12 protein-coding genes and 3 pseudogenes are annotated in these 20758 nt (G+C 58.1%); 7 read left to right on the top strand and 8 right to left on the bottom strand.

Translation table 11 applies throughout. The annotated features are described in order from the left end of the window. Positions 1 to 26: 26 nt before the first annotated feature. Positions 27 to 529 (bottom strand): annotated as a pseudogene (locus ALTERO38_RS08670) (IS3 family transposase); the annotation flags it as partial. A gap of 296 nt (positions 530 to 825) precedes the next feature. Between ALTERO38_RS08670 and ALTERO38_RS08665 the strand changes: the two are divergent. From ALTERO38_RS08665 to ALTERO38_RS08650, 4 genes are all read left to right on the top strand, one after another. Beyond that, positions 826 to 1503, top strand: a complete 678-nt coding sequence (locus tag ALTERO38_RS08665; protein ID WP_159968081.1) for an inovirus-type Gp2 protein — start codon at positions 826 to 828, stop codon at positions 1501 to 1503. Between the two features lie 84 nt (positions 1504 to 1587). Beyond that, positions 1588 to 1935, top strand: coding sequence for an IS66 family insertion sequence element accessory protein TnpB (tnpB, locus tag ALTERO38_RS08660; RefSeq protein ID WP_256663834.1), 348 nt, complete (start codon positions 1588 to 1590; stop codon positions 1933 to 1935). Positions 1936 to 2081: 146 nt separating this feature from the next. Further along, positions 2082 to 2327: a type II toxin-antitoxin system prevent-host-death family antitoxin gene (locus tag ALTERO38_RS08655; RefSeq protein ID WP_159968079.1), complete on the top strand. Its 246-nt coding sequence runs from the start codon at positions 2082 to 2084 to the stop codon at positions 2325 to 2327. Beyond that, a complete protein-coding gene (locus tag ALTERO38_RS08650; protein WP_159968077.1) occupies positions 2317 to 2601 on the top strand; it encodes a type II toxin-antitoxin system RelE/ParE family toxin in 285 nt (94 codons plus the stop codon). Before ALTERO38_RS08655 ends, ALTERO38_RS08650 begins: the two co-directional genes overlap by 11 nt. A gap of 67 nt (positions 2602 to 2668) precedes the next feature. Here the strand turns inward: ALTERO38_RS08650 and ALTERO38_RS21505 are convergent, their stop codons facing one another. The 7 genes and pseudogenes from ALTERO38_RS21505 to ALTERO38_RS08620 form a co-directional block, all read right to left on the bottom strand. Then, the gene (locus ALTERO38_RS21505; RefSeq protein WP_159968075.1) at positions 2669 to 2848 is read right to left on the bottom strand and encodes a hypothetical protein; all 180 of its coding nucleotides are present in this window, start codon (positions 2846 to 2848) and stop codon (positions 2669 to 2671) included. A gap of 11 nt (positions 2849 to 2859) precedes the next feature. Continuing rightward, a pseudogene (gene radC / locus ALTERO38_RS08645) lies at positions 2860 to 3356 on the bottom strand (DNA repair protein RadC). Further along, entirely contained in the window at positions 3331 to 4278 is a 948-nt protein-coding gene (locus ALTERO38_RS08640) for a hydrolase or metal-binding protein (RefSeq protein ID WP_159968073.1), read from the bottom strand. Before ALTERO38_RS08640 ends, radC begins: the two are co-directional and overlap by 26 nt. Before the next feature lie 90 nt (positions 4279 to 4368). Beyond that, entirely contained in the window at positions 4369 to 5373 is a 1005-nt protein-coding gene (locus ALTERO38_RS08635; RefSeq protein ID WP_159968071.1) for a YqaJ viral recombinase family protein, read from the bottom strand. Positions 5374 to 5447: 74 nt separating this feature from the next. Next, entirely contained in the window at positions 5448 to 6416 is a 969-nt protein-coding gene (locus ALTERO38_RS08630; protein ID WP_159968070.1) for a DUF932 domain-containing protein, read from the bottom strand. A 99-nt stretch (positions 6417 to 6515) separates the two neighbouring features. Continuing rightward, positions 6516 to 6845 (bottom strand): hypothetical protein, encoded by a 330-nt coding sequence (locus ALTERO38_RS08625; RefSeq protein WP_159968068.1) that lies wholly within the window; start codon positions 6843 to 6845, stop codon positions 6516 to 6518. 319 nt (positions 6846 to 7164) lie between these two features. Next, positions 7165 to 8256: pseudogene (locus ALTERO38_RS08620) on the bottom strand (transposase). Positions 8257 to 8692: 436 nt separating this feature from the next. On the opposite strand from ALTERO38_RS08620, the gene ALTERO38_RS08615 reads away from it, so the two are divergent. The 3 genes from ALTERO38_RS08615 to ALTERO38_RS08605 all read left to right on the top strand — a co-directional run bounded on the left by ALTERO38_RS08615 (position 8693) and on the right by ALTERO38_RS08605 (position 20283). Then, on the top strand, positions 8693 to 9457 hold the full coding sequence (locus ALTERO38_RS08615) for a hypothetical protein (protein ID WP_159968066.1): 765 nt from the start codon (positions 8693 to 8695) through the stop codon (positions 9455 to 9457). Positions 9458 to 9532: 75 nt separating this feature from the next. Further along, on the top strand, positions 9533 to 10846 hold the full coding sequence (locus ALTERO38_RS08610) for a hypothetical protein (RefSeq protein WP_159968064.1): 1314 nt from the start codon (positions 9533 to 9535) through the stop codon (positions 10844 to 10846). Then, a complete protein-coding gene (locus tag ALTERO38_RS08605) occupies positions 10843 to 20283 on the top strand; it encodes a hypothetical protein (protein ID WP_159968062.1) in 9441 nt (3146 codons plus the stop codon). Before ALTERO38_RS08610 ends, ALTERO38_RS08605 begins: the two co-directional genes overlap by 4 nt. Positions 20284 to 20758 lie beyond the last annotated feature (475 nt).

The following is a 20758-nucleotide window of genomic DNA, read 5'->3' as shown; positions in this document are numbered from 1 at the left end:
CCATGCTCTGGTGAAGATAGGCGCCCATCCGTCTCCAAGCTGCGAAAAAATCGCTCCATTGCGCGTTGTCATGGCAGCTCCCGCGCCGGCTCATGCTTTGCTTGAACCGATAGCGCCACAGCCGCTGGCGGAAGTTTCTGCTTCCGTATTGGCTGCCCTGATCGCTGTGGAATAGCACATCCTGTGGCCGCCCGTGTAGCTCATGGGCCATGTTCAAAGCCTTGATAATCAGATCGGCATCAGACTTAGATGAAAACGCCCAGCCCACTACACGGCGGGCAAATAGATCAATCAGCGCCGCCACATAGTGCCAACGACCTTGAGCTCACACATACGTGATGTCACCTCACCAGGCCTCATTCGGTGTGGATACGGTGAACCCCCGATCCAGTACGTTCGGGATATCCGGTCTCTCGACCGTTGCCTTTTTATAAGCGTGCGAACCGGGCTGTTTGCTGATCAATTTTATCTCGCTCATCAGCTTGCGCACTTTGAACCGTCCAATCTCGATCCCGTCTTCACCCAACATGATCGCCCGCTGTGTCGACGTCACTCTGCGGCTCCTACCGCGACCTAGTCTGTTGATAATTTCTTGGAGTAAATACACTCATTAAAACGGCCAAAACGCCCGTATTTGTCGATGCTTTTTTTCTGGATGTCCCGTTAACGCTGACAAAGTGATACTCGGGTAATAGGTACTACGCTTCCCTCTCTTGAATTAGAACAATCCAACAAGTATGAAGGTAATTATCTAGTAATCACTCATGGTTAAAAAATAACTAAACCTTAATTTGGTATGAACTTACCCCAACAGGACATGCCGTAATGAGTGATTCATTTAAACCTAAACGTATCCCCGGTAATACGAACCTTCGTTACTGGTACGACGCCACCTACGATGGTTATCCGCTAATGGTAAATAAGGGGCCATTCGTTGAGCAGTACCTGGAAAAACTATACCAAACGATGCAATACGCATTGGCTGACTATGCTCGTGTATTTGCTTTCAGGTTCGACTTGAGGCTACCGCATGGAAAACCTTTGCCTAGCGATGTAATGACCAATCTGATGATTCGGGATTTTAAGGCGTCGCTCGACGAACAAGTTATCTGGGATCGTCAACGTGCTCGAAACCTTAACAGATCAGCTCATGACTCCAGGGTTAGGATGTTCTGGGTCAGGGAGCTGGGTGAGGTTAACGGGAGGCCCCATTACCACTGCATAGTTTTTCTCAATCGTGATGCTTATCGTTCGGTGGGAGGTATCAACTCCGAGCGTAACAACATGCTTAACCGTATTGAGTCGGCTTGGGCTAGGACTCTTCGCTTGCAAGTGGATGAGATACGCGGATTGGTTCATTTTACCAAGGGCGCTACCCATTATTTAACCCGTACGGATTACGTTGGGCAAGATGAGTTCTTCCGTCGGTCAAGCTACCTATGCAAAGCCGCAACCAAACATTATGGCGATGGCCAGCATGGCTGTGGAGGGAGTCGTTGCTAACAAGTAAGCGCTCCATAAACCCCACCTGCCCATAGCCTGCTGATCATCGGATGCTGTGCTCCCGTTTTCACCGGAGTTCATCCCATGATGCGTCCCGACGCCCAGGTGCAGAAGGTCTACCCCTATCCAAAGCCCGTCGACTTCCGTAAATCCATCAACGGTCTGGCCGCGCTGGTCGCACTGGACATCAAGGTGGAAGTGTTTAACCCGGTGCTGTTCGTGTTCCTCAACCGCACCCGTAGCCGGGCCAAGATCCTCTACTGGGAGCGCAATGGCTCCTGCCTGTGGCTCAAGTGCCTTGAGGCCGAGCGCTTCAAGACCAAGCCCGATGTCGGCGACGAGGCCATCGAACTGACGGTCGACGAGCTGAACTGGCTGCTCGACGGTATCGACCTGTGGCGTAACCGACCGCATCAGGTGGGCGGCAAGTAACTGCCGTCCCTACCGCGACCGGATGATCGATCACGAGGAACAAATATGTCGGTACGGAATACTCAGTGCCGTGAAGAATCACGGTTGGTATCTTGCTATGTCTTCATAAAAAGACCAAAATTAGGTACTTAAATAAGGGTGATATTATGCAGAGTGTGCTAGCTGATGTTGCCGTCAGCGTTTCTGAACTGAAGAAAAATCCGTCTGGGGTCCTGGCCGGCGCTGGTGGAATGCCGGTGGCAGTTCTCAATCACAATCGCGTGATGGGCTATATGGTGCCTGCTGAGCTGTACGAGCAGATGATGGAGCGCCTGGATGATCTGGAGCTGATCGAGGTGGTTAAAGCCCGCTCTGGAGAGAACGGCATCCCGGTGAGTCTGGATGACTTATAAGCTTGAATTCCTGCCTTCCGCGCTCAAGGAGTGGAAGAAGCTTGGCCATACGGTGCGCGAGCAGATCAAGAAAAAGCTACGGGAGCGCTTGGAGGCGCCCAAGGTTCAGGCCGATGCCCTTCGGGATATGCCAGGTCACTTCAAGATCAAGCTACGTGCATCCGGTTATCGCCTGGTTTATCGAGTCGAGGATGAGCGAGTGGTCGTCGTAGTAGTAGCCGTGGGCAAGCGCGAACGTGGCGCGGCTTACCAATCGGCCGGTGAGCGCGGATGATAAAAAAAGAAACGAGCGTCGGTGCCACCGCGAGCAGCCCGTTCGGCTGCCCACGTTAGCTCACGCACTACCCTGGCGGTTTCCGTTCATACGCCCGCAGCTGACTGAAGATCCAGCAAGCCAGCAGCACGGCGGCCAGCAGCGGCAGAAACCGGACCATTAGAACCACTAGCACCAGAACTGCCAAGCAGCCAGCGAGAATTCCGGCAAACGCTAAAGCGGCAGCGAAGATCCGTAGTAGCTTCATCTGCGCTCTCCTTACAGGTGGCCCTGTTCCACCAGCGATAGCAGCCCTCGCGACCGACGACTATGTGGTCTAACGTCCGTCCTCCGACCAGATCCAGCGCCTCCTTCACCCTATGGGTCAGGGTTCGATCAGCCTGGCTGGGCTCGGGATTACCGGAAGGGTGGTTGTGTACCAGCACCATTGCTGCAGCGTTGTGCTCCAGGGCAGCCTTCACGATTTCCCGTGGGTAGACATTGGCGCCGTCCAAGGTGCCCCGAAACAGTTCCTGAAACGCGATCACCCGATGACGACTGTCGAGCAGGAGCAGGGCAAACACCTCATGCTCGTAGTCGGCCAGAAGCGCTTGCAGGTGGCTGAATACGTCCTTCGGTGAGGTCAGTGCTCGTCCGCGACGCAAACGCAGATTCGCCAACTGGCGGGCCATCAGCAGGATGTCGGCTTCGGTGACCGGCGATTCAACCAAATAGGTACCGCTCGGCTCGCTAGCTTTCAGCTTGTGCAGGCGCATGGTGGGCTCCTTTGGTCTGATCAGATGGAGGGATTTGGCGCTCAGCTTGCGCCTCCAGTTTCTCGGTCAGGCTGGCTTTCATCGGGGGGCGAGCCGTTTGGCTCATTGCCGATGGGCTTCCCTCGACGTGATAGAACTCCTCTACGATGGAGCCGACGTCTTCCTCGCTGTCCTCAAAAGCCCCGTTGCCGAAGCCGCGTCTTGCTGCTTCATCCAGTGCGCTCTGATCGAAGCCCGCCGCTTGCCGGTGATCATCAAGCTGACTAGCAACTCGGAGCGCCTCGGTCATGTCCATGCCGCTGCGTACCGTCAGGTCGACGTAGAAGATCGGTGTTCCGTGGCTCTGCCTGGTCGACTTGCCACGCAGACGGAGTTCCAGCGGCAGGCACGCCAGACGGTTGCCGGAGATGGCCTGGAAGTAGTGCAGACGAGCAGCTAGGGTGCGGATGCTGTTGAAGCCGGTGGTACGGAACACAAAGCTGCCCAGCGGATCTTCCTCGCCGATGACCACGTTCAACCGACCGTAGGGCTTGCACGCACTACCTTTAGCCAGCGGGCAAGCGTCCGGTGAAGGGCAGGGCAGGGACTGCACGCCGTCCTGAGTGACGCGCTTGCAGGTCTCGCCGTTGCCCACGCATAGCGGTCGCCCGGATTGCCGGTCGAACAGCGTGTAGTCAGCACGGAAGTTCAGCTCCGGTTCGTTGAACAGCAGCCGTACCGGAATGCTGCGCAGCTTGTCGTCCTTGCTTTGGCGCAGCTCATCGTTGAGCGGATGCACAAGCCAGCCCTCGCGGCTATGTACCTGAGAGGTGATCGTGAATTGGTCATCCTTTTCCGGAAGGCGCTTGCCGTTCTTCTCGATGACTTTGCCGATGGAAATCCGCCCGAGCATCGGCGGGGTGATAGCCAGACCTTTGAGCATGGTGGTTCTCCTGGAAATGAAAAAAGGCCAGCCGCGCAGCGCGAACTGCATGGACTGGCCAAGGGGAGGGAAGGGTTGGGAGAGTTGGCTTCAGCCGACTAGGAAACGCCGTGCGCCGGGTTTGATCAGTGAGTATTTGGCTTTCAGGTGTGGTCTTTCCTGAAGTAACCGGGCCACGTCGAAGCCGACGCTATCCTTGGCTTTGCGCCAACTGACATAGCCGTTGGTGAACTCGGCCAGCGTTGCCTCGCCCATCGCTTGTTGCAGCATCTGCTTGAGCTGAGCCTCGCGCGCATGCTTTTTATCGATGAACTGACGCAGGGCCTTGAGCTCGACGTAAGCAGCGGTCAGCCCCGGATTGTCCCTGAAGTCCACCGTCTGGCCGTCGTCTTCGGGATACAGGCAGCGCAGTGCAGTTTCAGCCGAGGCCGTCCCATCAGCGGGTGGTGGCGTGTCGGTCTCGACGTATGTCCAAAACGTGCGTTCCAGCTCGATAAGCCGAGCGATCATTTCCTCGTCGCGCTCGATGCGATGGATTTCCAGGTGCTGGCCACCGAGCACAACCGCGACATCCGCGGCTTGCTTGCCGGTAACAGCGAGCTGGTGCATCACCTGCAACTGCACATATTCGGGCACGCCTTCTTTCCAGAGGCGCGCCCCGTTTATGCCGGCTGTCTTGCATTCGAGGATCTGCACATCGTCGGCGCCGATCACTTCGCGGTCGATGTTGGCCAGCATCCAGGACATCTCCGGGTCGGGGTGCTGCAGCACGGCGTTCACACGGCGGACCCTGTTGCCAGTGCGCTTGCCGTAGTGCCAGGCCACGATGGGTTCCAGCACGTTGCCCCAGTACATCAAACTTTCGTCATCGTCGGGGTCGGTCTTTGGCAATCCAGTGTCACGTCCGGTCTTCTCCAGCCACAGTTCGAGCTGCGACTTGTAGGGGTTGAGACCAACGGCGGCTGCGGCATCCGAGCTACCAATGCCGCGTTTACGTATCTCCAGCCACTCTTCACGTGGCAGTTCCTTGGTGCTGATCAGGCGCAGGGCTGAACGGGGTTTGCTGGCGTTGCGGTTCAACGACGTTGTGGTCATGTGGTCACCTTGCAGGCGTAAAAAAGCCCGATCAGCACGAAGCTGACCGGGCGATACGATTGAGAGAGAAGTGCTTAGGCGGCGAGCTGCAGGGCGGCGTCTAGTGCGCGCTGCTTGATCTGCGCGCCTTGGCCGAACCAGGCGGAGTCCAGCCGGTACTCAGTGCTGCGCGCTCGTCGTTCATGGTCGACATACTCGGTCACGGCATTGAGCAGGCCCCAGGCGGTGCCGCGTGCCGACACCAGTTGACTGCCTCGGCCACGGCCTTCATACAGCTCCTGAACCTTGCGCAGGGCGCGTTCGTTGGGCAGCTGTTCGGGTAGTTGGCCGGTTGGGCTCACTTCGCACATGACGTTCAGGAAGAAGCCCATCGCTTCATGCCACTGCACCTTGCGCTCAGCCAGATGGCGCATGCGGTACATGAAGTCGTCCCATTGCGAGACGGCGATCCCGAGCTGCTTCTTCACCACGGCCGGATCGAAGCGAGTGTTGTGCGGCACCTTGATTGCTCGGTTAGTGCGGTCCAGAGCGATGGTTAGGGTGTTGTTGCAGACCACGCGAACGGTGGTCGGCGTTGCGGTTGTCGCCAGCGTGCCGTCGCACGAGGTGGCCAGCAGCAAGTAACTGTTGACCTGGTCGTGACCTTTAATCGCCGTGCCTTGCCCGGTGCGTGCAAGCGCCCAGAACTTGCGGCCACCCTTCAGCACGCCCGCTGTTTCCAGCTCATAGCCGGAGACCTCGGTCAGGTCCCGGTAAAACTCCAGCACTTCGCGGGGTTGCACGGTGTGGTAGCGGTTGGAGACGACCGACAGGGGAGCCTTCGTATCGGAGCGGTACAACACTTTCTGCTCGGGGTAGGAATGAATAGCGCCGAGGTGAGCTACCGCGTCGGATTTGAAATGGACCGGGCTTTCTAGGATCTGCCAGTCCATACCGGCCTCCCGTTGCCAGATCTCGATGGGTTGCTTGCGCGGTAGGTTGTTGCCGAGTCCGTGCCACGGGGTAGCGCCAACATAGGCCATTTGTTCGATGAGATGAGCCATGAAAACGATTCCTTTGGGTGCAAGCCGGCATAAAGCGCCGCGCAGAGCGCAGCAACGGCCGGTAGGGATAGAAAAAGGTAAGAAGAGGTAGCGGCTGGATCAGGCCGGCAAGTTGAAGCGATGCCCGCAAAGCAGGCAGAGGTTGTTAGCCAGGACGTGGCGGTCGAGTTTGTGGCCAAGCTGAGCGCCGAGCACACAACCGCTAACGCCACCAACCAACCCACCGATGATGGCGCCGGACACTGAACCGATGGTGATGCCAACAGGGCCGGCGATAGCGCCAAGCGCTGCGCCGGTCTGACTGCCTGCCAGCGCAGCGCTGACGCCGCGAGCAGCACCGCCCACGGTGCCTACCGCAGCGGTGATCTTCATGGCGTGGTGGAAGGAAGCGACTTTTGGGGAATGACAGCGAGGGCACTGCAATGACATGGGAGCGATCCTTCTTGGTGGTGATGTCATTGCGGTGATGTAGGGCTGAGATTTTTTCGAATCGGATGGAAGTATCGCAGGCGGAAATCAACCGGTAGCGAGTCGTTGCGTCAGCTGTTTTTGGCCACTCGCTGGCAGGAAACGGCCCGGACCGTGTAAAAACGCGGCAAGCGTTGAGCAATCAACTGCCGGGGGATTTTTTCGCGGTGCCCAGAAGGCCGCCGGACACCCGATCAGGTGCAATCGGAGATTCTGGTTGCTATGGCACTTTGGGCTTCGGCGCGCCTGCTGGAGGGCGGGAAGAGTCGTAAAACAGGCCTCAGGGCTTTATCGCGGCCATCAGCGCAGCGCTGCCCAGCAGGTTCAACACACGCTTGGGATTGTAGGGGAGCACGTGCAGGCTCATCTCGGCACTCACCCGGTCGAGCGTTTTGGTGAGGAAGTGGGTGGCGCCCATCCAGGATTTCAGGGTGCCGAACGGGTGCTCGACCGTTTGCCGGCGGATCCGCATCATCTTGGGCGCTTGATCCAGGCGACTCTGCATCGCCTCGAGCACGCCTCATGCTCCCAGCGGCTCACCCGGCGCTGTGGGCTCGGCGTACAGTGCTCTTTCAACGCGCAACTTTGGCAGTGCGAACTCGAGTAGCGGTGCAGTTTCAGCCCTTTATCGACGCTTGAGTACCGCCAGATCAGGTTTTGCCCAGCCGGGCATTGGTAATCGTTCTTGGCTGCGCATAGATGAAATCACCTTTGCCGAAGCGGCTGGCCGCTATCGCTCCCAAGGTCAGCGTCTTGGGCACGTAAACGCTGGTGGAGGCGTTCGGCTTTGACCTGAGCTACGGCAGGTTCCTGACGATCTGCAGTATCCAGTGCGGTCAGGTAACGGTTAATGCTGGACTCGATCTCTTCCATACGCCGCTGAAGCTTGGCGCTGGTGAAGCTGCGGTCGCGATTGTTGACCGCCTTGAACTTGCGACCATTGATGGCCGCCAGCGCTTCAGAGAACAGGCCAAGCCGCTGACAAGCACCACGAACGGCCGACAGACGCCGCGGATAGCCTTGTCGTTATCCTTACGGAAGTTGGCGATGGTCTTGAACTCCGGCATCAAACGTCCGGCCAGCCATATTAACTCACGTTGCGCTGAGCTTCGCGTTCGAGACGGCGACTGGACCGGATACGATTGAGATAACCGTAAATGTAGATTTTCAGCCGGTCGGCAGGATGGTACGCAGGTCTGCCAGTTTCCGCCGGGACAACACCCTCGAAAACCAGTTGGCCAAGGTCGAGTTCATCGACGAAAACATCGGCCACCCGCACCGGGTTGGTGTTCGCCACGTAGTCATCCAGGCTCTCGGGAAACAGCGCGCTTTGACCTCGATGCCCTCGATGCGCTCCCTGGTTAAAACGCAAGCGCCTCTAACATCGGATCAATTGGGAACGCTTGTGGGTCGTGTCGCCGCTGGTCGTGGCATAGAACCTAGTGGGCCGCGTTCTGTGCAACAACCTGTAGGCTCTGGCTGGTCTGCTGGCCAGGATGGAGGCGAACATGAGCGGCGCTCGAGTCAATCATGCTTTACGTCATACCGTGCTTAAACCAATCTGCCTTGCCGCTGCTCGGCGTACGTCCCGCCGATGACCTCCTCGCCGCCGCGCTCAGCTTGATCGGATTGCGCACCTTCATACACATACTCGGCCTTTACAGGTTACGGCCACTCCAAAACAAGTCGTTTAAGCATCTGACTGGATTGTTGAGAGGGATGGGCTTTACTTGGGAAGGTTGGCCATCGCTCGTCTCAGTAACAGCGGCAATGGATGATCGAAATACATCAATCCAGGAGGGAAACGCATGCCAACAAGGCAACCGAATCCGGCCGACGGAAGCGCTGACGACGCTTGGTGGAATGATGTTCTCCGCCAAGCGCTTGAGGATATTGGGGCGGCCCAGCAGAGGTATCCGGACCTCTTTCCGCAGGGCATCAGCAAGGTCGAACTACAATTCGAGGCCAAGCCGAACTTGCATGTAAAGATGTTGGTGGAGGGGCCACAAGGTAGCCAGGCCGCAACGACGACCGGACTCGAGCCTGACGATCAAGCCCAGCACTTCGAGTCGATACTGCAGCCCGCCTCTCTACTGACGAGCGCTTCGCCGGCCGAGGGGAAGAGCACCAACCAAGCGAAGCTGAAAGCCGCCAAAACGTTGGAGGGTGCGGCGAAGTTGTTCGAACCTGCATGCAAGGGCGAGGTCAGCAGCTATGCAAATAACTGTGCGCACTACCTGTCTGACGCGCTCATCGACGCAGGCTTCTCCGATCTGTCTAGTGCACACGCCTGCGTCACGCATCGCTGCGGCACACCCGACTGCACCTCAGGTGGCAAGAGGCCGACGCGGGCAAAGGACATGCGATGCTGGTTTCTCGAGAAGGATGGCAGCCCGGTCTCTTCTGTCCAAAGAGGAACGGGCTTCTACGCCGTCTATCAGGAAAGGCAGTCGGACGGCCAAGGTCACGTCGTCATCCTTGATTCAGGCACCTGGAAGTTCTACGGCACTGGCTGGTATGAGGCAGGGCAAGCTGCGCCGAACGATTGGAAGCACGAATACTTTCAGTGGTGAAGTTCCCCGGGATGTCTGAGCGTATTGACTTGCGTTCGCTGTCGGCACCTCCACCGACCTTTCGAGGAAGTGAGCATGTATTACGCAGTGCGTATTTCATTGCTGCATCTGCTTGGGATCATAGCCTTGCTGGCCGGTTGTGCAAATGTCCCGTATAGCTTCCGGATCGAGCCTGCGGAGGAGCTCATCGATCGGGTCATCCTTCCTCCCGGTGCCGAATTCCGGGCTGATAGCCTCGTGCTGCATGTCGAGCGCGATAGTCCGCAGTGCCAAAGGCCTTTGCCTATAAAGAAAACTGCACATATCACCGTTTCAAACCTCTATTGGCCCCGCACAAGCTCGTATTTGCTGAAAATTACAGTCCCTCAGAATGCTGCCCGCAGACACAATCTTCTGCCCCCTGCTCAATGCCTCAATACGTCAGTACGGGCCGCGCCGAACAATGTGAGTTGTCCCCAGTTTATTGTTGAGGAGAAGGTGGCTGAAGCGATAAGTGGGGACTCCGCCTGGATGCAGTGCGTCCCAGCGGATTCAGATTTCGCCACAGATATACTGCAGGTGCTCCCCCATAGTGCGAGTGGTTCTGGCGCATTGCGTGAGGAGCTCACTTATGCCTATTCGGCTCCTGCAAATGCGGTGGAAGTCGTCCAGTTACTGCCGGGCGCTAGGGTATGCGTGAACAGAGACTACTCACTCGTACCCGGGAGCCCAACCGCTTGGGCAACATCGCACTTGTGCACGGAATTGCTCAACGCACTGGACGCGAAGGGAAGGGTCGTTCTCTCCAGAACCGATACCGGCCACACTTTCCCGTACGCGAGTGACCTGTACAAGGACGATGGGAAGGTCCACGAGGCGCGCTCATGGCTGGCGGTACGCGCCGCGCTCGCTCTCGATATGCCGCATGGCGCGTTCATGTACGTCTACTACAGCGGCTATGGCATGCACAACAAGCCTCCGGCTACTCAAGAGGAGAGCCCATGGTCTTTGGAACAAGCAGGGCGTATCTACCCAACCGGGGAGGTTACCCCCCCTGTTCCTCTGACTCCTATCCTGCTAGCTCACACAAAGAGATTGAAACTCGAAGGATCAGAGCCGCCTACGCTGGAGGCGCTCTGTCAGGGGAGTGATGACAAGGACAAGAAGCATTGCTTCGCCTTCCCAGACTTTTCTTTTGTCGATGTGCTGCGACCGTTTTCCGTTGATGGCCGAGTGCTGTTCGCCCCATCTGGAACCCTGACGTCGGATGTTCCCGAGATTAGGCTCTTATTCCCCGCTAACGCGACGCGTATTTTCCGCGGCCGAGCAGTGCCAATCGCGTTCGATGTCACCAAACAACAGAACGCGATTCCAATCGCAGCGGGTGATCGCTTTGGAGGGCAACCATGAGCACAATCAAGCTGGTCAGGGTTCACGAACAGCTGTATGTCGTGGACGCGTCGCCTGTCGACGTGGGGCTTGGCCGCGAGAAGGTTCTCTGCTTTATCCCGTTCACCCCAAGACTTGAAGACCAATTGGACCTCGAAAAGGTTTTTGGTTTGCAGGGGGCTGTTGCGTTGGTCAGTGCCCCTAGTGGTTCTACTTGGAAGGTCAACAGGGACTTCGTCAATAGAATCGCAGGGACGGCGAGTTGTGTGTTGGCGCTGGTACGTTTTGACCAGCGCCTCTCGTTTAAGATTGACGAAAAGATTGAAGCGAGTGCCGCAGGCGGTAAATGGGTTGTCTCGAGGCGATGTGCTATTCGACCTGAGTTTGGCGATTTGAAAGGTCAGGGCAATGTTGGAGCTCAGATTCCGATTGGCGCCACGCTGACGTTGTTGAACAGCGGGGAGCAACTTCAGTTCGATGTACCCGCAGCTTTGCCTATCGAACTAGATGGATTCGCCATGTACGGGGCGCAAACACCCCGCACGCGCCAGCTAACGCTGAGTTTCCTGCCCAAAGATCCAGGCCGACTCCACTTCAGTCTCGATATACCTGTGGTCAACTACAACACTGACCAGCCAATGTTGGGCCTTCACTATTTTCGGGCTGTATGGGACCCGCTTAGCAACGCGTTCCAACTAAGGCGTTTTCAATACCCTTTGTTTTCTCTACCGCCTAGTGCTGGTAGCACCATGCTGCGGCTAACGGCCTCGCTGGATCTGCGGGAGCCTTCCCCGGGAGACGTTGCAAGCGCAATGCTTCGTTCCTGGGTTCGTCTGGAGGAAGTCTCTCGCAAGGGCATCGTGCAAGGCGACGTGCCGCTCAATCTGTTCTCACCAGACGGACAGCGGCTCTTCGCTACCGCATCGAGCATCAGAGACTATCTTGAGTTTCACTTCGCCACCGCCCCGACGAGGATGACCTCGGCTGCCGGTGTTCCGTCTTACAAGGCTGTTGTGCTCCTGCCGCGAGGCAGCGTCGATCTCAAGTCTCCATCGGGCGCGCTGCTAGGAGGCAGTCTGTTGGAGCGGGTGTCCAACATCGAACGCCTGACTTTCAATCTGGATGATCCTGCAGACGCACTCGATGCATGGCTGTACGACAACAATGGAAGGCGTGTATCCAAGACCAACGACACGGAGGAGCAGCCAGACGCGTATCTATCAAAGTACGCCATCACCTCTGCGGCTTCATATAGCGCCAGCAAGCATCCGCCGATGATTAAGTTCTCACCTGATCGTTTGGCCCTTTACTCGCTCGATGCAGCGGCAGGCAGCTACCGCCCCATCCAATGTGGTGTACCGGATCGACTCCCAATCGCCCCCATGGATTTCGATCAACCGCCAGCAGGCAATGCGGCGCGTAATGCATTCGAGTCTACGGTGATAGCGAGACATCGAGCTGGCCTTCTGGCGAGCGCGGCTATCATCCGCGCTGCATCGAGCCAGGTGTTCGAGTTCGGCGCCCGCCAGGATTCTTCGACCACCCCGCAAGGTTTCAAGGTTACTGACGCGGGAGCTTTCTGGTCAGAAGTCGAATTTGCTCGAGGGAAGACATGGCGCATCGCGCTGGGCTTCGGTTCGGACGCCACCATCGCCACGGAGCTGCAGCGAGCTTTCCTGCAGAAAGAGATATTCATCGTCGCCCGATGCTTGCCTGCGGTTCCGCCTGGCACGCTGCGGAAGCCTGCCTTCTCGCTCGAGTTCATCGGCAGCAGTTGGAAGTTCCGCACGTCGATCGAGAGCTCGCAGACGGTGACCGCTGCGGTGCCGACCGACGACTCTCCTCTTGTCATCATCAAATTCGGCTCTCGCGCACTCGCCGACCTCGTCGAGGACTCCAAGGATTGGACCAGCACGGCGACGTTTGTCGGCAATCCGGCGGACGTGACCGCAGTCCAGGAGCGAATGAGAAAACTCATCGAGGAGCTGAAAGAAGAACACGATGCCGAACTAAAGAAAACGGGAGGCACGAAGACGGCAGATTCGTTCCCGGGCCCGTTCGTGAACGCGGATCCTGCGCGTCAGACCGGCAAGCTTCTGGACCCGAACTGGAACGGCGTCGTCGTGCTGTCTATTCCGATGGATGTGGAGCAGCAAGACGGCCCATTCCCAGCAGACCTGCAGCCGATTTTCGACAGCTACGAGCGTGGTATCCGCGCTACGGTCCTTTGCGCCGACCTGCGCCCCGCAATGGCGGGAAGCAGCGAGCCCTCTCAAGTGCTCGCCCTCATTCGCTACTTGAAACCAGGCGCTCTCGACATCAACAACGGGAGCGATCCGGATTGCTCTGGCGGCTTCGACCTGAAGTTGCTCAAGGTGCGGCTGCGAGCGGCACTCGTGGAAAAGTTCGAATGCAGGTTAACGCTACGCCTCGAAAAGTTTTTTGGGCAGAACTTCGGCAAGGATGGCGAACTGATCGGAGCGTACGACCGGCGGTTAGAGGGTGGCGTGCCGGTCGACGTGTATAGCTTTTCGCTAGAGACCCCTCTTACGCAAACCTGGGGCCCCGGATCCTTCCTCAAAACTGCGGCCCTGACACGGTTAGGGTACGAGCGAGCACGGCCCGATAAAGACGGCCCGCGCGGACGCTTTCTGATCAACGGCAGTCTGGATTTCGATCTTGAGCACGTCGGTGTAACCGGACTCCAGTTTGACCGGCTGGGGATCGAGTTCAGTGCAAAGGACCGGAGCTTCTTGTTCAATCCTGGACTTCTCAAAGTCAACGTCGATCGAGACAAGTTGAGCAAGCTGCTTGGAAAACTTCCATTTCGTCTTACGTCATTCGTGTTCGGCCGCATTGGGCCAGACAAGCTCCTATCGCTGAGCGACCTAGGTTTTCAGCCTCTCTTCGGGGGAAGCGGCGGGGGCGCAGGGCTTTTCTCGTACGGTTTCACTTTCGACCTCGACCTAGGGGGACTGGGCGCGCTGTCCAAGAAGCTCGAGGGCTTCAAAGGGGAGTTGCTCCTCGCATGGCAGATGGTGTCTGGAAAGCTCAAGCTTAGCCTGGGCTTCAAGCTTAAGGGCAACAAGGGGGGAGCGCTCGACTTCTCTCTGCTCGACGTTATCCAGGTGCGCGCCAAGCAGTTCGGTTTTGGCCAGCTAAGAAATGGAGATGCGTACTACATCTATGCTGCTGGTCTGCAACTGCGGCTGCTGGACCAGACCTTCCCGGCGCAAGACGCAGACCAGAGCATCTTCGTGTTCTACCCGTCTACCGGCGGTACCGTTGCATGGCTTTATGCTCGCGTCGACGGCAAAAAGGATTCAATGATCCCGCTTTTTGCAGTGGGCCAGCGGGTGGATGTCACCGGCCTCTTGAGCAGCCAGAGCACATTAGATGGCATCACGGCGATCAAGAAGGCGTTCAAGGCGACGCTGGAGCCTGGAAACCTTCCGTATGACGGGACCTCCGGCGTCACCTACAACCCGAATGCGGATTGGCTTCTTGGTCTCGAAGCACGCGTCCTTGATGTTGCGACTCTGCAACTCCTCATTGCCGAGCCCACGCATTATGGAGCTCGTGTGGTTATCTCCAGGGAGCAGTTCAAGTTCCTCAAGAGCGACTGGTTTTTCGACCTGCTATACCGCCGCCTAGACGAAGACACGGGCATCTTCTCAATGGAGGTGCCGCCGCCGGTCGACCTGCTCGATTTTGGAGCAGTGCAGGTCGTCCTACCCACAATCCGTGGCGAAGTTGGAACACCTGGAAATCACATCCTGGTCGATCTGGGCTATCCAGGGAGGAAGTCCATCGCAGCTTGGCAACGCACGGGAAAGATCGTCGCGGGTATCTTCGGTGGCGATGGTGGCGTGTATCTGGGCCGGGTTGCGCCGCGTACCTTCCCGGTTAAGCTGACACGAGAGTACTCGAATGCCTATCAACTTAAGAGTGATAGCTGCTTTACGGTCGGCATGGCTGGCTCATTCGGGCTTATGCGTTACTTCAGTTCAGGACCCATGAGCGGCCATGCTTCCCTGACCGGCTTCTTCATGCTCGAAGGGGCGCTCGCCACCGTGCAATCGACTCCAAACGCCCCGCAGTCCAACCCGCCTCTCGCCCATCGCCCACCGTCGACATACCTGATCCTCGATGGTCAGTTCGGCGTCAAGGGATGTATTGAGGCCTGCGTGGACTTCAAGCTTATCAAGGCGTATGTCGGACTTGAGTTTCAGGCCTCCTTCGGGTTCACCTACGAGACGTGGCAGGAAATCGTCTTCAGCGCAGGGGTTGTGCTGAGTGCATATGCCCGACTTGTGATCGCCCGCATCAAGATACCGTTCGACGGATCCTTCGAAATCGTGCTCGTGTTCCGGTTTTCCTTCGAGGCGAAGTTCGAGCTTCGCCTCTCGAACGATGACCCACGATGGAATGATGTCTTCGAGAGGAATTCGATCACCTCCCCGCCGGTGCCGATAATTCCCTCTAGCCGGCCACGTCCGCCGCAAGTGCGTCCCGCTGGCAAGCTTCTGGCCAAGTGGACATGGGCAACACCTACGCTCCAGGCTCTTGGTTACCAAAACAGGAACCCAGTCGAGTTCTGGCTCGTGGCTGTGCCGACGCTTGCGGATGGGACTGCTCCAAGCGGTCGGCGAACTCCAGGAGTGGTCGGCCATCTGATCGCAGGAGAGCACCCGGTTTATGTGAACCGGCCGAATTCAGTGAACGCGCTAGCTGATGCGCTGATCCGCTGGATGCTGCCGCAGGTGAAGGGCATGAAAAAGTGGGATGGTGGCACCCGCATCGGGCCTCACGATCTCGACCTGATGGATGCCCACATGGCACTGCAGCCAGAGGGCAGGGACAGCCGCTTGGTGGGAAAATCAATTCCAGCGGAGCTGACAGGCTACAAGCAGAACCCGGATGAAGAGGGAGAGCGCTTGATCTCGCAGGAGGGAGACATCGCGAAACCAAGACCCGGATTCAGGGGCCTCACGTGGCAGCGCCTGCTGGAGCTCTACCGCGATTGCCTGGATGTCCAGGTCTTGTTGCCCAAAGACAAGAGCGACAAGGAGAAGACTGAGCCGGCGTGTGTACCGTTTCCGCTACCTCCGCTGTTCGAGCTGTCTTATGTTGTCCAGGCGTTAGATGGGGCTAATTGGAAGACAGTCAGCGAAGTGAAGCGCGACCTTAGCACCTACCAAGCGCTTTCCGAGAGCGAAGTTGATGAACTGCAGCGACAGCTCGATCGATTCCACGCGTTGCTGAAAGCCGAGCGTGATGTTGTGAGTGCCAAGGCCGCCACTACGCGACCGATGCAGGAATGGATTTTCCTCAGCTGGCACCATTTGTTCTGCAGCGAATTGCTACGCCTGGCGATTGATACGCTGGAAGTGCTAGGTGAGACGACATTCGAGGCACTTCGGGCCGAACTGGTAGCAGGCCCTCAAGGGCCCGCCTTTCGAGCGGCTCAAGGTGTGTCGAGACTGTTTGCCGGAGGCCTGCGCTTCACCAAGGATGGGAAAACGCAAGGTAGCTTCACGCTGGCGGGTACGCTGTTCAATGCGCCCCAACTCGCCCCAGGGGAGCGTGCGCTCCTGTGCTTGAAGGAGTCTGCCGGTGCCGCCGGATGGCCGCTAAATGGGGGGCATGTCGCTGGTTGTGCAGCGGACGGTCTTCCGGCGGAGACATTAGGATACGAGGTCACTCAGCTGAGCCAGGAGTCGGACTTCGTCGTCCCGACATTCACGCCGAGACGGTCGGAGGGGTACGAAGACTTACCGAGGGAGTTCCCGCTGTCAGCGTCCGCAACCATGGGCTCGGATTCTGTGCATGCTCTCCCGAAGGAACTTGTGCTGGCATTGCTCGCTAGTCAAGGGTTGGTCATTGATTGGAAGGCACGCATTCGCAATACAAAGAACGAGCTCAAAGATCTCGAGCCGCATCCTACCGCGCCCAAACCCCAGACCGCTCTAAAGCTCCGCGGCATATGCGTCGCCTCAGACGCGCGCTCCTTCGAGATCGGGTTGTTGCCGCTCGCGCTGGAAGAGCGGGAACTCATCCACGCCCTTGCGGCTGCTGCAATAGTATCTCTACGCATCGGATACCGTTTCGCCGACGTTGCACCGGAGGTGCCATATGCGGAACTCACTCCCGACAACCTGAGATCTCTCAGCGCGTTCAGGATTGATGTTTCCCAAGAAGAGCGACCGACGGTGCGCGCATCAACGAGCCTATTTCCCTTTTTTGCACAGGGTTCGCAGGAGCTGGTCGCGCTCCTCTCTGCATGGGCGAAGACTGGTTCGCGGGCGTGCAGGATGACCGTACCGCTGCCCCCCAGTGGCGGCACGCCGATCCGAAGCGCTGAAGTCGAAGTGATGCTTCTAGCGAACGCTGATGTGGGCGGGGGCAAGTACGATCGGCTTGGTAATGCAGTCGTCGGTGTCCTCCCGCCCGGTGCAACCTGGTTTGCGATAACGCCCGAGCTGTTAAAGCGCGTACCCGCATCTCCTCCGGAGGCAGTGCTGGTCGAGGTGCAGCGTAACCCAATGAACCAGGCATTGGTGCGGATGCCGACGCGCCTGCTGGGGTTTACTGGGCAGGAAGAATGGGTTTCCGTCGGCCGCCTGCGCGATTTCAGGGATAGAGCGGCCTTCGGGTCGTCGCCGGCAAGCCTCGCATTTGTTAGCGACTTCGATGCGTTCGTGAGCCAAACCGAGGCTGAGGCAAGCCATTTCGACTTGCTCGCGATCCGGGTCAAGATCGACGGCACCGAGAAGATTGGCTTCGAAACCAGCCTCCCGCTCATACCCACCACGCAAGAGGGGCCGCAGTCGCTCGCCTATCTTGGGCAATGGCATCTCTACCGGGGATTCGTCCCGGTCAACCTCCTGCTAGGAGCTACTGCCTCGCCGTATGCGCTCGTCGGAAAGAGAGTCGAAGTACATGGCCGCCTGCGGGACCACTACGGCCAGCAGGCGCCGCATCAGCCGGCGCGGGTATTCGAACGCATTGAGGAGTACCGTGACGAACTTGTCGGGCCTAGTGCTTGGGAACACATCACTGCCTTCCTGCGTTCAACGAAACAGGGCGTTTCGCTGGTTTTGCGGGCGAACGTGCGTGCGTGTTGGCTCGAAAGAGATCGCGCTGACTTTGTTCACCGCCGCCTGAATCTGATCCGGCATCAGTTCGAAGACAACGGGTTGCAAGTTTCCGCGCAATGGCGTTTCGGAGATATGTCCTCCACCTCGATCGACAAGGTGGCGTTCGTCAAGACGCTACTTGGTTCGCTGGAGGCGTCGCTCACCGTTGAACCGAAGAACACGTTCGTTGAGCACATCATGGCACTTAAGCTCCCAGTGCTTCCGAAGGGCTGGGAAGTTGAGCCGTTCGCTGCCGTGCTCCGGCTGTCGCGGACTGTGGGCATCTTGGGAAGGGAGCCAGAGTTAGTACGTGAAGTGGCGACATTACTCAGTCCAGAGGGACTCTCGGTGAGGGGCGGCACGGACAGTGTCGATGAGCTCAAGAAGTTCTTCGGACCGATCGCAGCCCACTTCGCTGCGAGCCTTGCGGTGTGTGATCCGGCTCTGACGCACTCATCCTACTTCCTAGTCAACCAAAAGTGCATCAGCGGCGAGATCCTTCAAGACGACGATGGTTTCCACGCCATCCTGCCTTTTGCAAACAAACCCCTCTCAGTGAAGAAGTTCGACTCGACGCTCGTGGATCGAGATTTGGATTCGACTCTTTCGGCGGCGTGCGAGAGCCTAGACGAACTCCTGGAAGAGAGTCGACTCGGCTCGGTGCGCGACGCAGTGAGCTCGCTATTGTCACTTAAGCGTCAGCTTGGGGTGACCTGCGGGCAAAGGCTCCGAAACATATTCACCGGACAGGAGTCTCCTGAACTGTCGCGCAGAGCCGTAGAGGACGCCGTGTCGCGGCGAGCCAGTGAATGTTGGCGGCTTGCCTCGATCGCCGAGTTGGCGGTGAAGCCTAAGCAGGCCGCTACAAGCGGGGCCCTGCTGAAAATCGTCGGTGATTTCCAGGATCCCGGTTCACCTGGTACCGTTGCACCTAAGCAGTCGCTGCCAGTCTCGACCACAGGGATCCAATGTGGCGACGATTGGCGAGTGCCCATCCTCGCCTGGATGGGAGCAGATCCGGGGCTTGTTACCGTTCCGGCCCTCAAGTTCGAGAGTCGGTATGTTTTCGTAGACCTTGCTGCGTTGAAGTCGCTGGCGCATACAGGCGCTGGCACGCTCTGGTTGCGTCTGGTCGATCTTGGCTCGGCAAAGGTTGAGTTCACGCTGCCTGCTTTCACGGCCCCTGCTCCGCTGCGGCGAGCGCTCGAGACGCCGGTTGCTTCGGGACATGTTGGGGTCGCAGCAAACCTGAACCCGCATACGGTCACGGCAGCGAAGCTCTGGAACTATGCCGCCACCTACACGGTGCCAGGAAACGGCCTTCAGAAGGAAACCGATGCGGTATACGTATCGGTGACGTCGCCTCAAGGCAGCAGTTTGCTGACGCTTACTAGCAACCCCGAGCAATCCCTCCTTGTGGCGGCGGACAGCTTCATCGCAGCCGCGCGACCCGGCCCCAGTGGGGCAACCGACCTCGTGAAGTTGAGAGAGGCTGCCGACGATTTCGCCGCAAATATTGCGGGGTTCGGACCCGTGTATAACATCGCCAGCGCCGGGACAGAGATTGCAAAGGCTTGCATCCGATATGACGGATCTACGTGGGTAAGCAAGAATTTTGGCCCCCATGACGTGACCGTAGAGGTTCCCCACGGAGCCTCACTCACCGTGAGGGTAGAAGGCCTCGACGCATGCGGTTATCCGTGCGCAACCACCGACCTCTACGCGACGCGAAACGAGGAGCTCAAGGCTGGCTTCGGGGCGAACCCCAGCAAACGTCGAATCTCCAAGGGATTCGTCTATGCAACGCCTTCCGTTGGGTTCAAGAGCGGGGCCTTGCCTTCGCAAGAGGTCTCCAGGACGGTCATCGGCGGAGTCGCTTCGGATGATGCAGAAGCGTGGCTCACCAGCCTGCTGGGTGATCTACTTGGCGAATCAAGTCCCGCACAAAGAGATCTGCTCGTCATCCAGTGCAGACTGGGGTTTTATCCGAACAGCGTGTTTTCACTGATAGGCGAGTCAGACGAGCCGGCAGCAGTGATGATGCTGACCTGTGGCGCGGCGACATCGCCGAGCGTGCTTCCTCAGAAAGCCGGTGCAGCCACAAAGGCATGGCTCGCTGAGGTCGACGGTTCCGCGGCATTGGGTTTCTGGTGTGCGGAAATTGCAGTGTTTCGTGACGCATCGAGTGAGGCCCCTGAAAGGGTTCTGGCGATAGGGCGCGTGCGTGGTCGTCTGCCCGCCAAGAAGGCCAAGGAGGGCAACGCGAAGAAGCGCAAGAGCGCCGCGAGCCCGCGGGTGCGCCGCAAAGACTCCTTCTAGCGTGCGAGGTAGTGCAGTGCATGAAGGTTGAAGCATGAGGTTCCCGCGCACGACTACCTAGAACCCAGCGTCGAGCTTGGCGTCACGAAGGAGTCTCCGAAGGTGAAGGCTTGACGGCATCAGAACGACGCCCTTCAAGGAGCCTTCGCCAGCAAATCAAGTTGTGGTGGCTTTAAGCCACGCAATAGTAGTGTCGGAGTTTGACCGTGGAGCGCTGAAGCTTGTCAAACCGATTCAATTTCGCGGCATGGCTATTGAGTCAGCATGCAATCGTCGGAGGAAACTATGCTTGATGCTGATCTGGTCAGGGGAGTGGATAGCCAAATATAGCTGCCTCAACGCCGGCCGAAGGCTGTCGTCTGCGGTAGATAGCCAGACGCAGCAGCGTTGAGGCTGGGCCCGAGATAGGAGGTGAAGGACCTTCGAGCGCAAGGCGTTGTAACCATCACTGTGAACAGCTCACAACAGCAACGAA

Origin of the sequence: Pseudomonas sp. 9Ag (assembly GCF_902506445.1) — a bacterium.
Taxonomy (GTDB): domain Bacteria; phylum Pseudomonadota; class Gammaproteobacteria; order Pseudomonadales; family Pseudomonadaceae; genus Stutzerimonas; species Stutzerimonas stutzeri_AB.
Note: the sequence above shows the minus strand (reverse complement) of the source record. Positions and strands in the feature narration are given on the sequence as shown.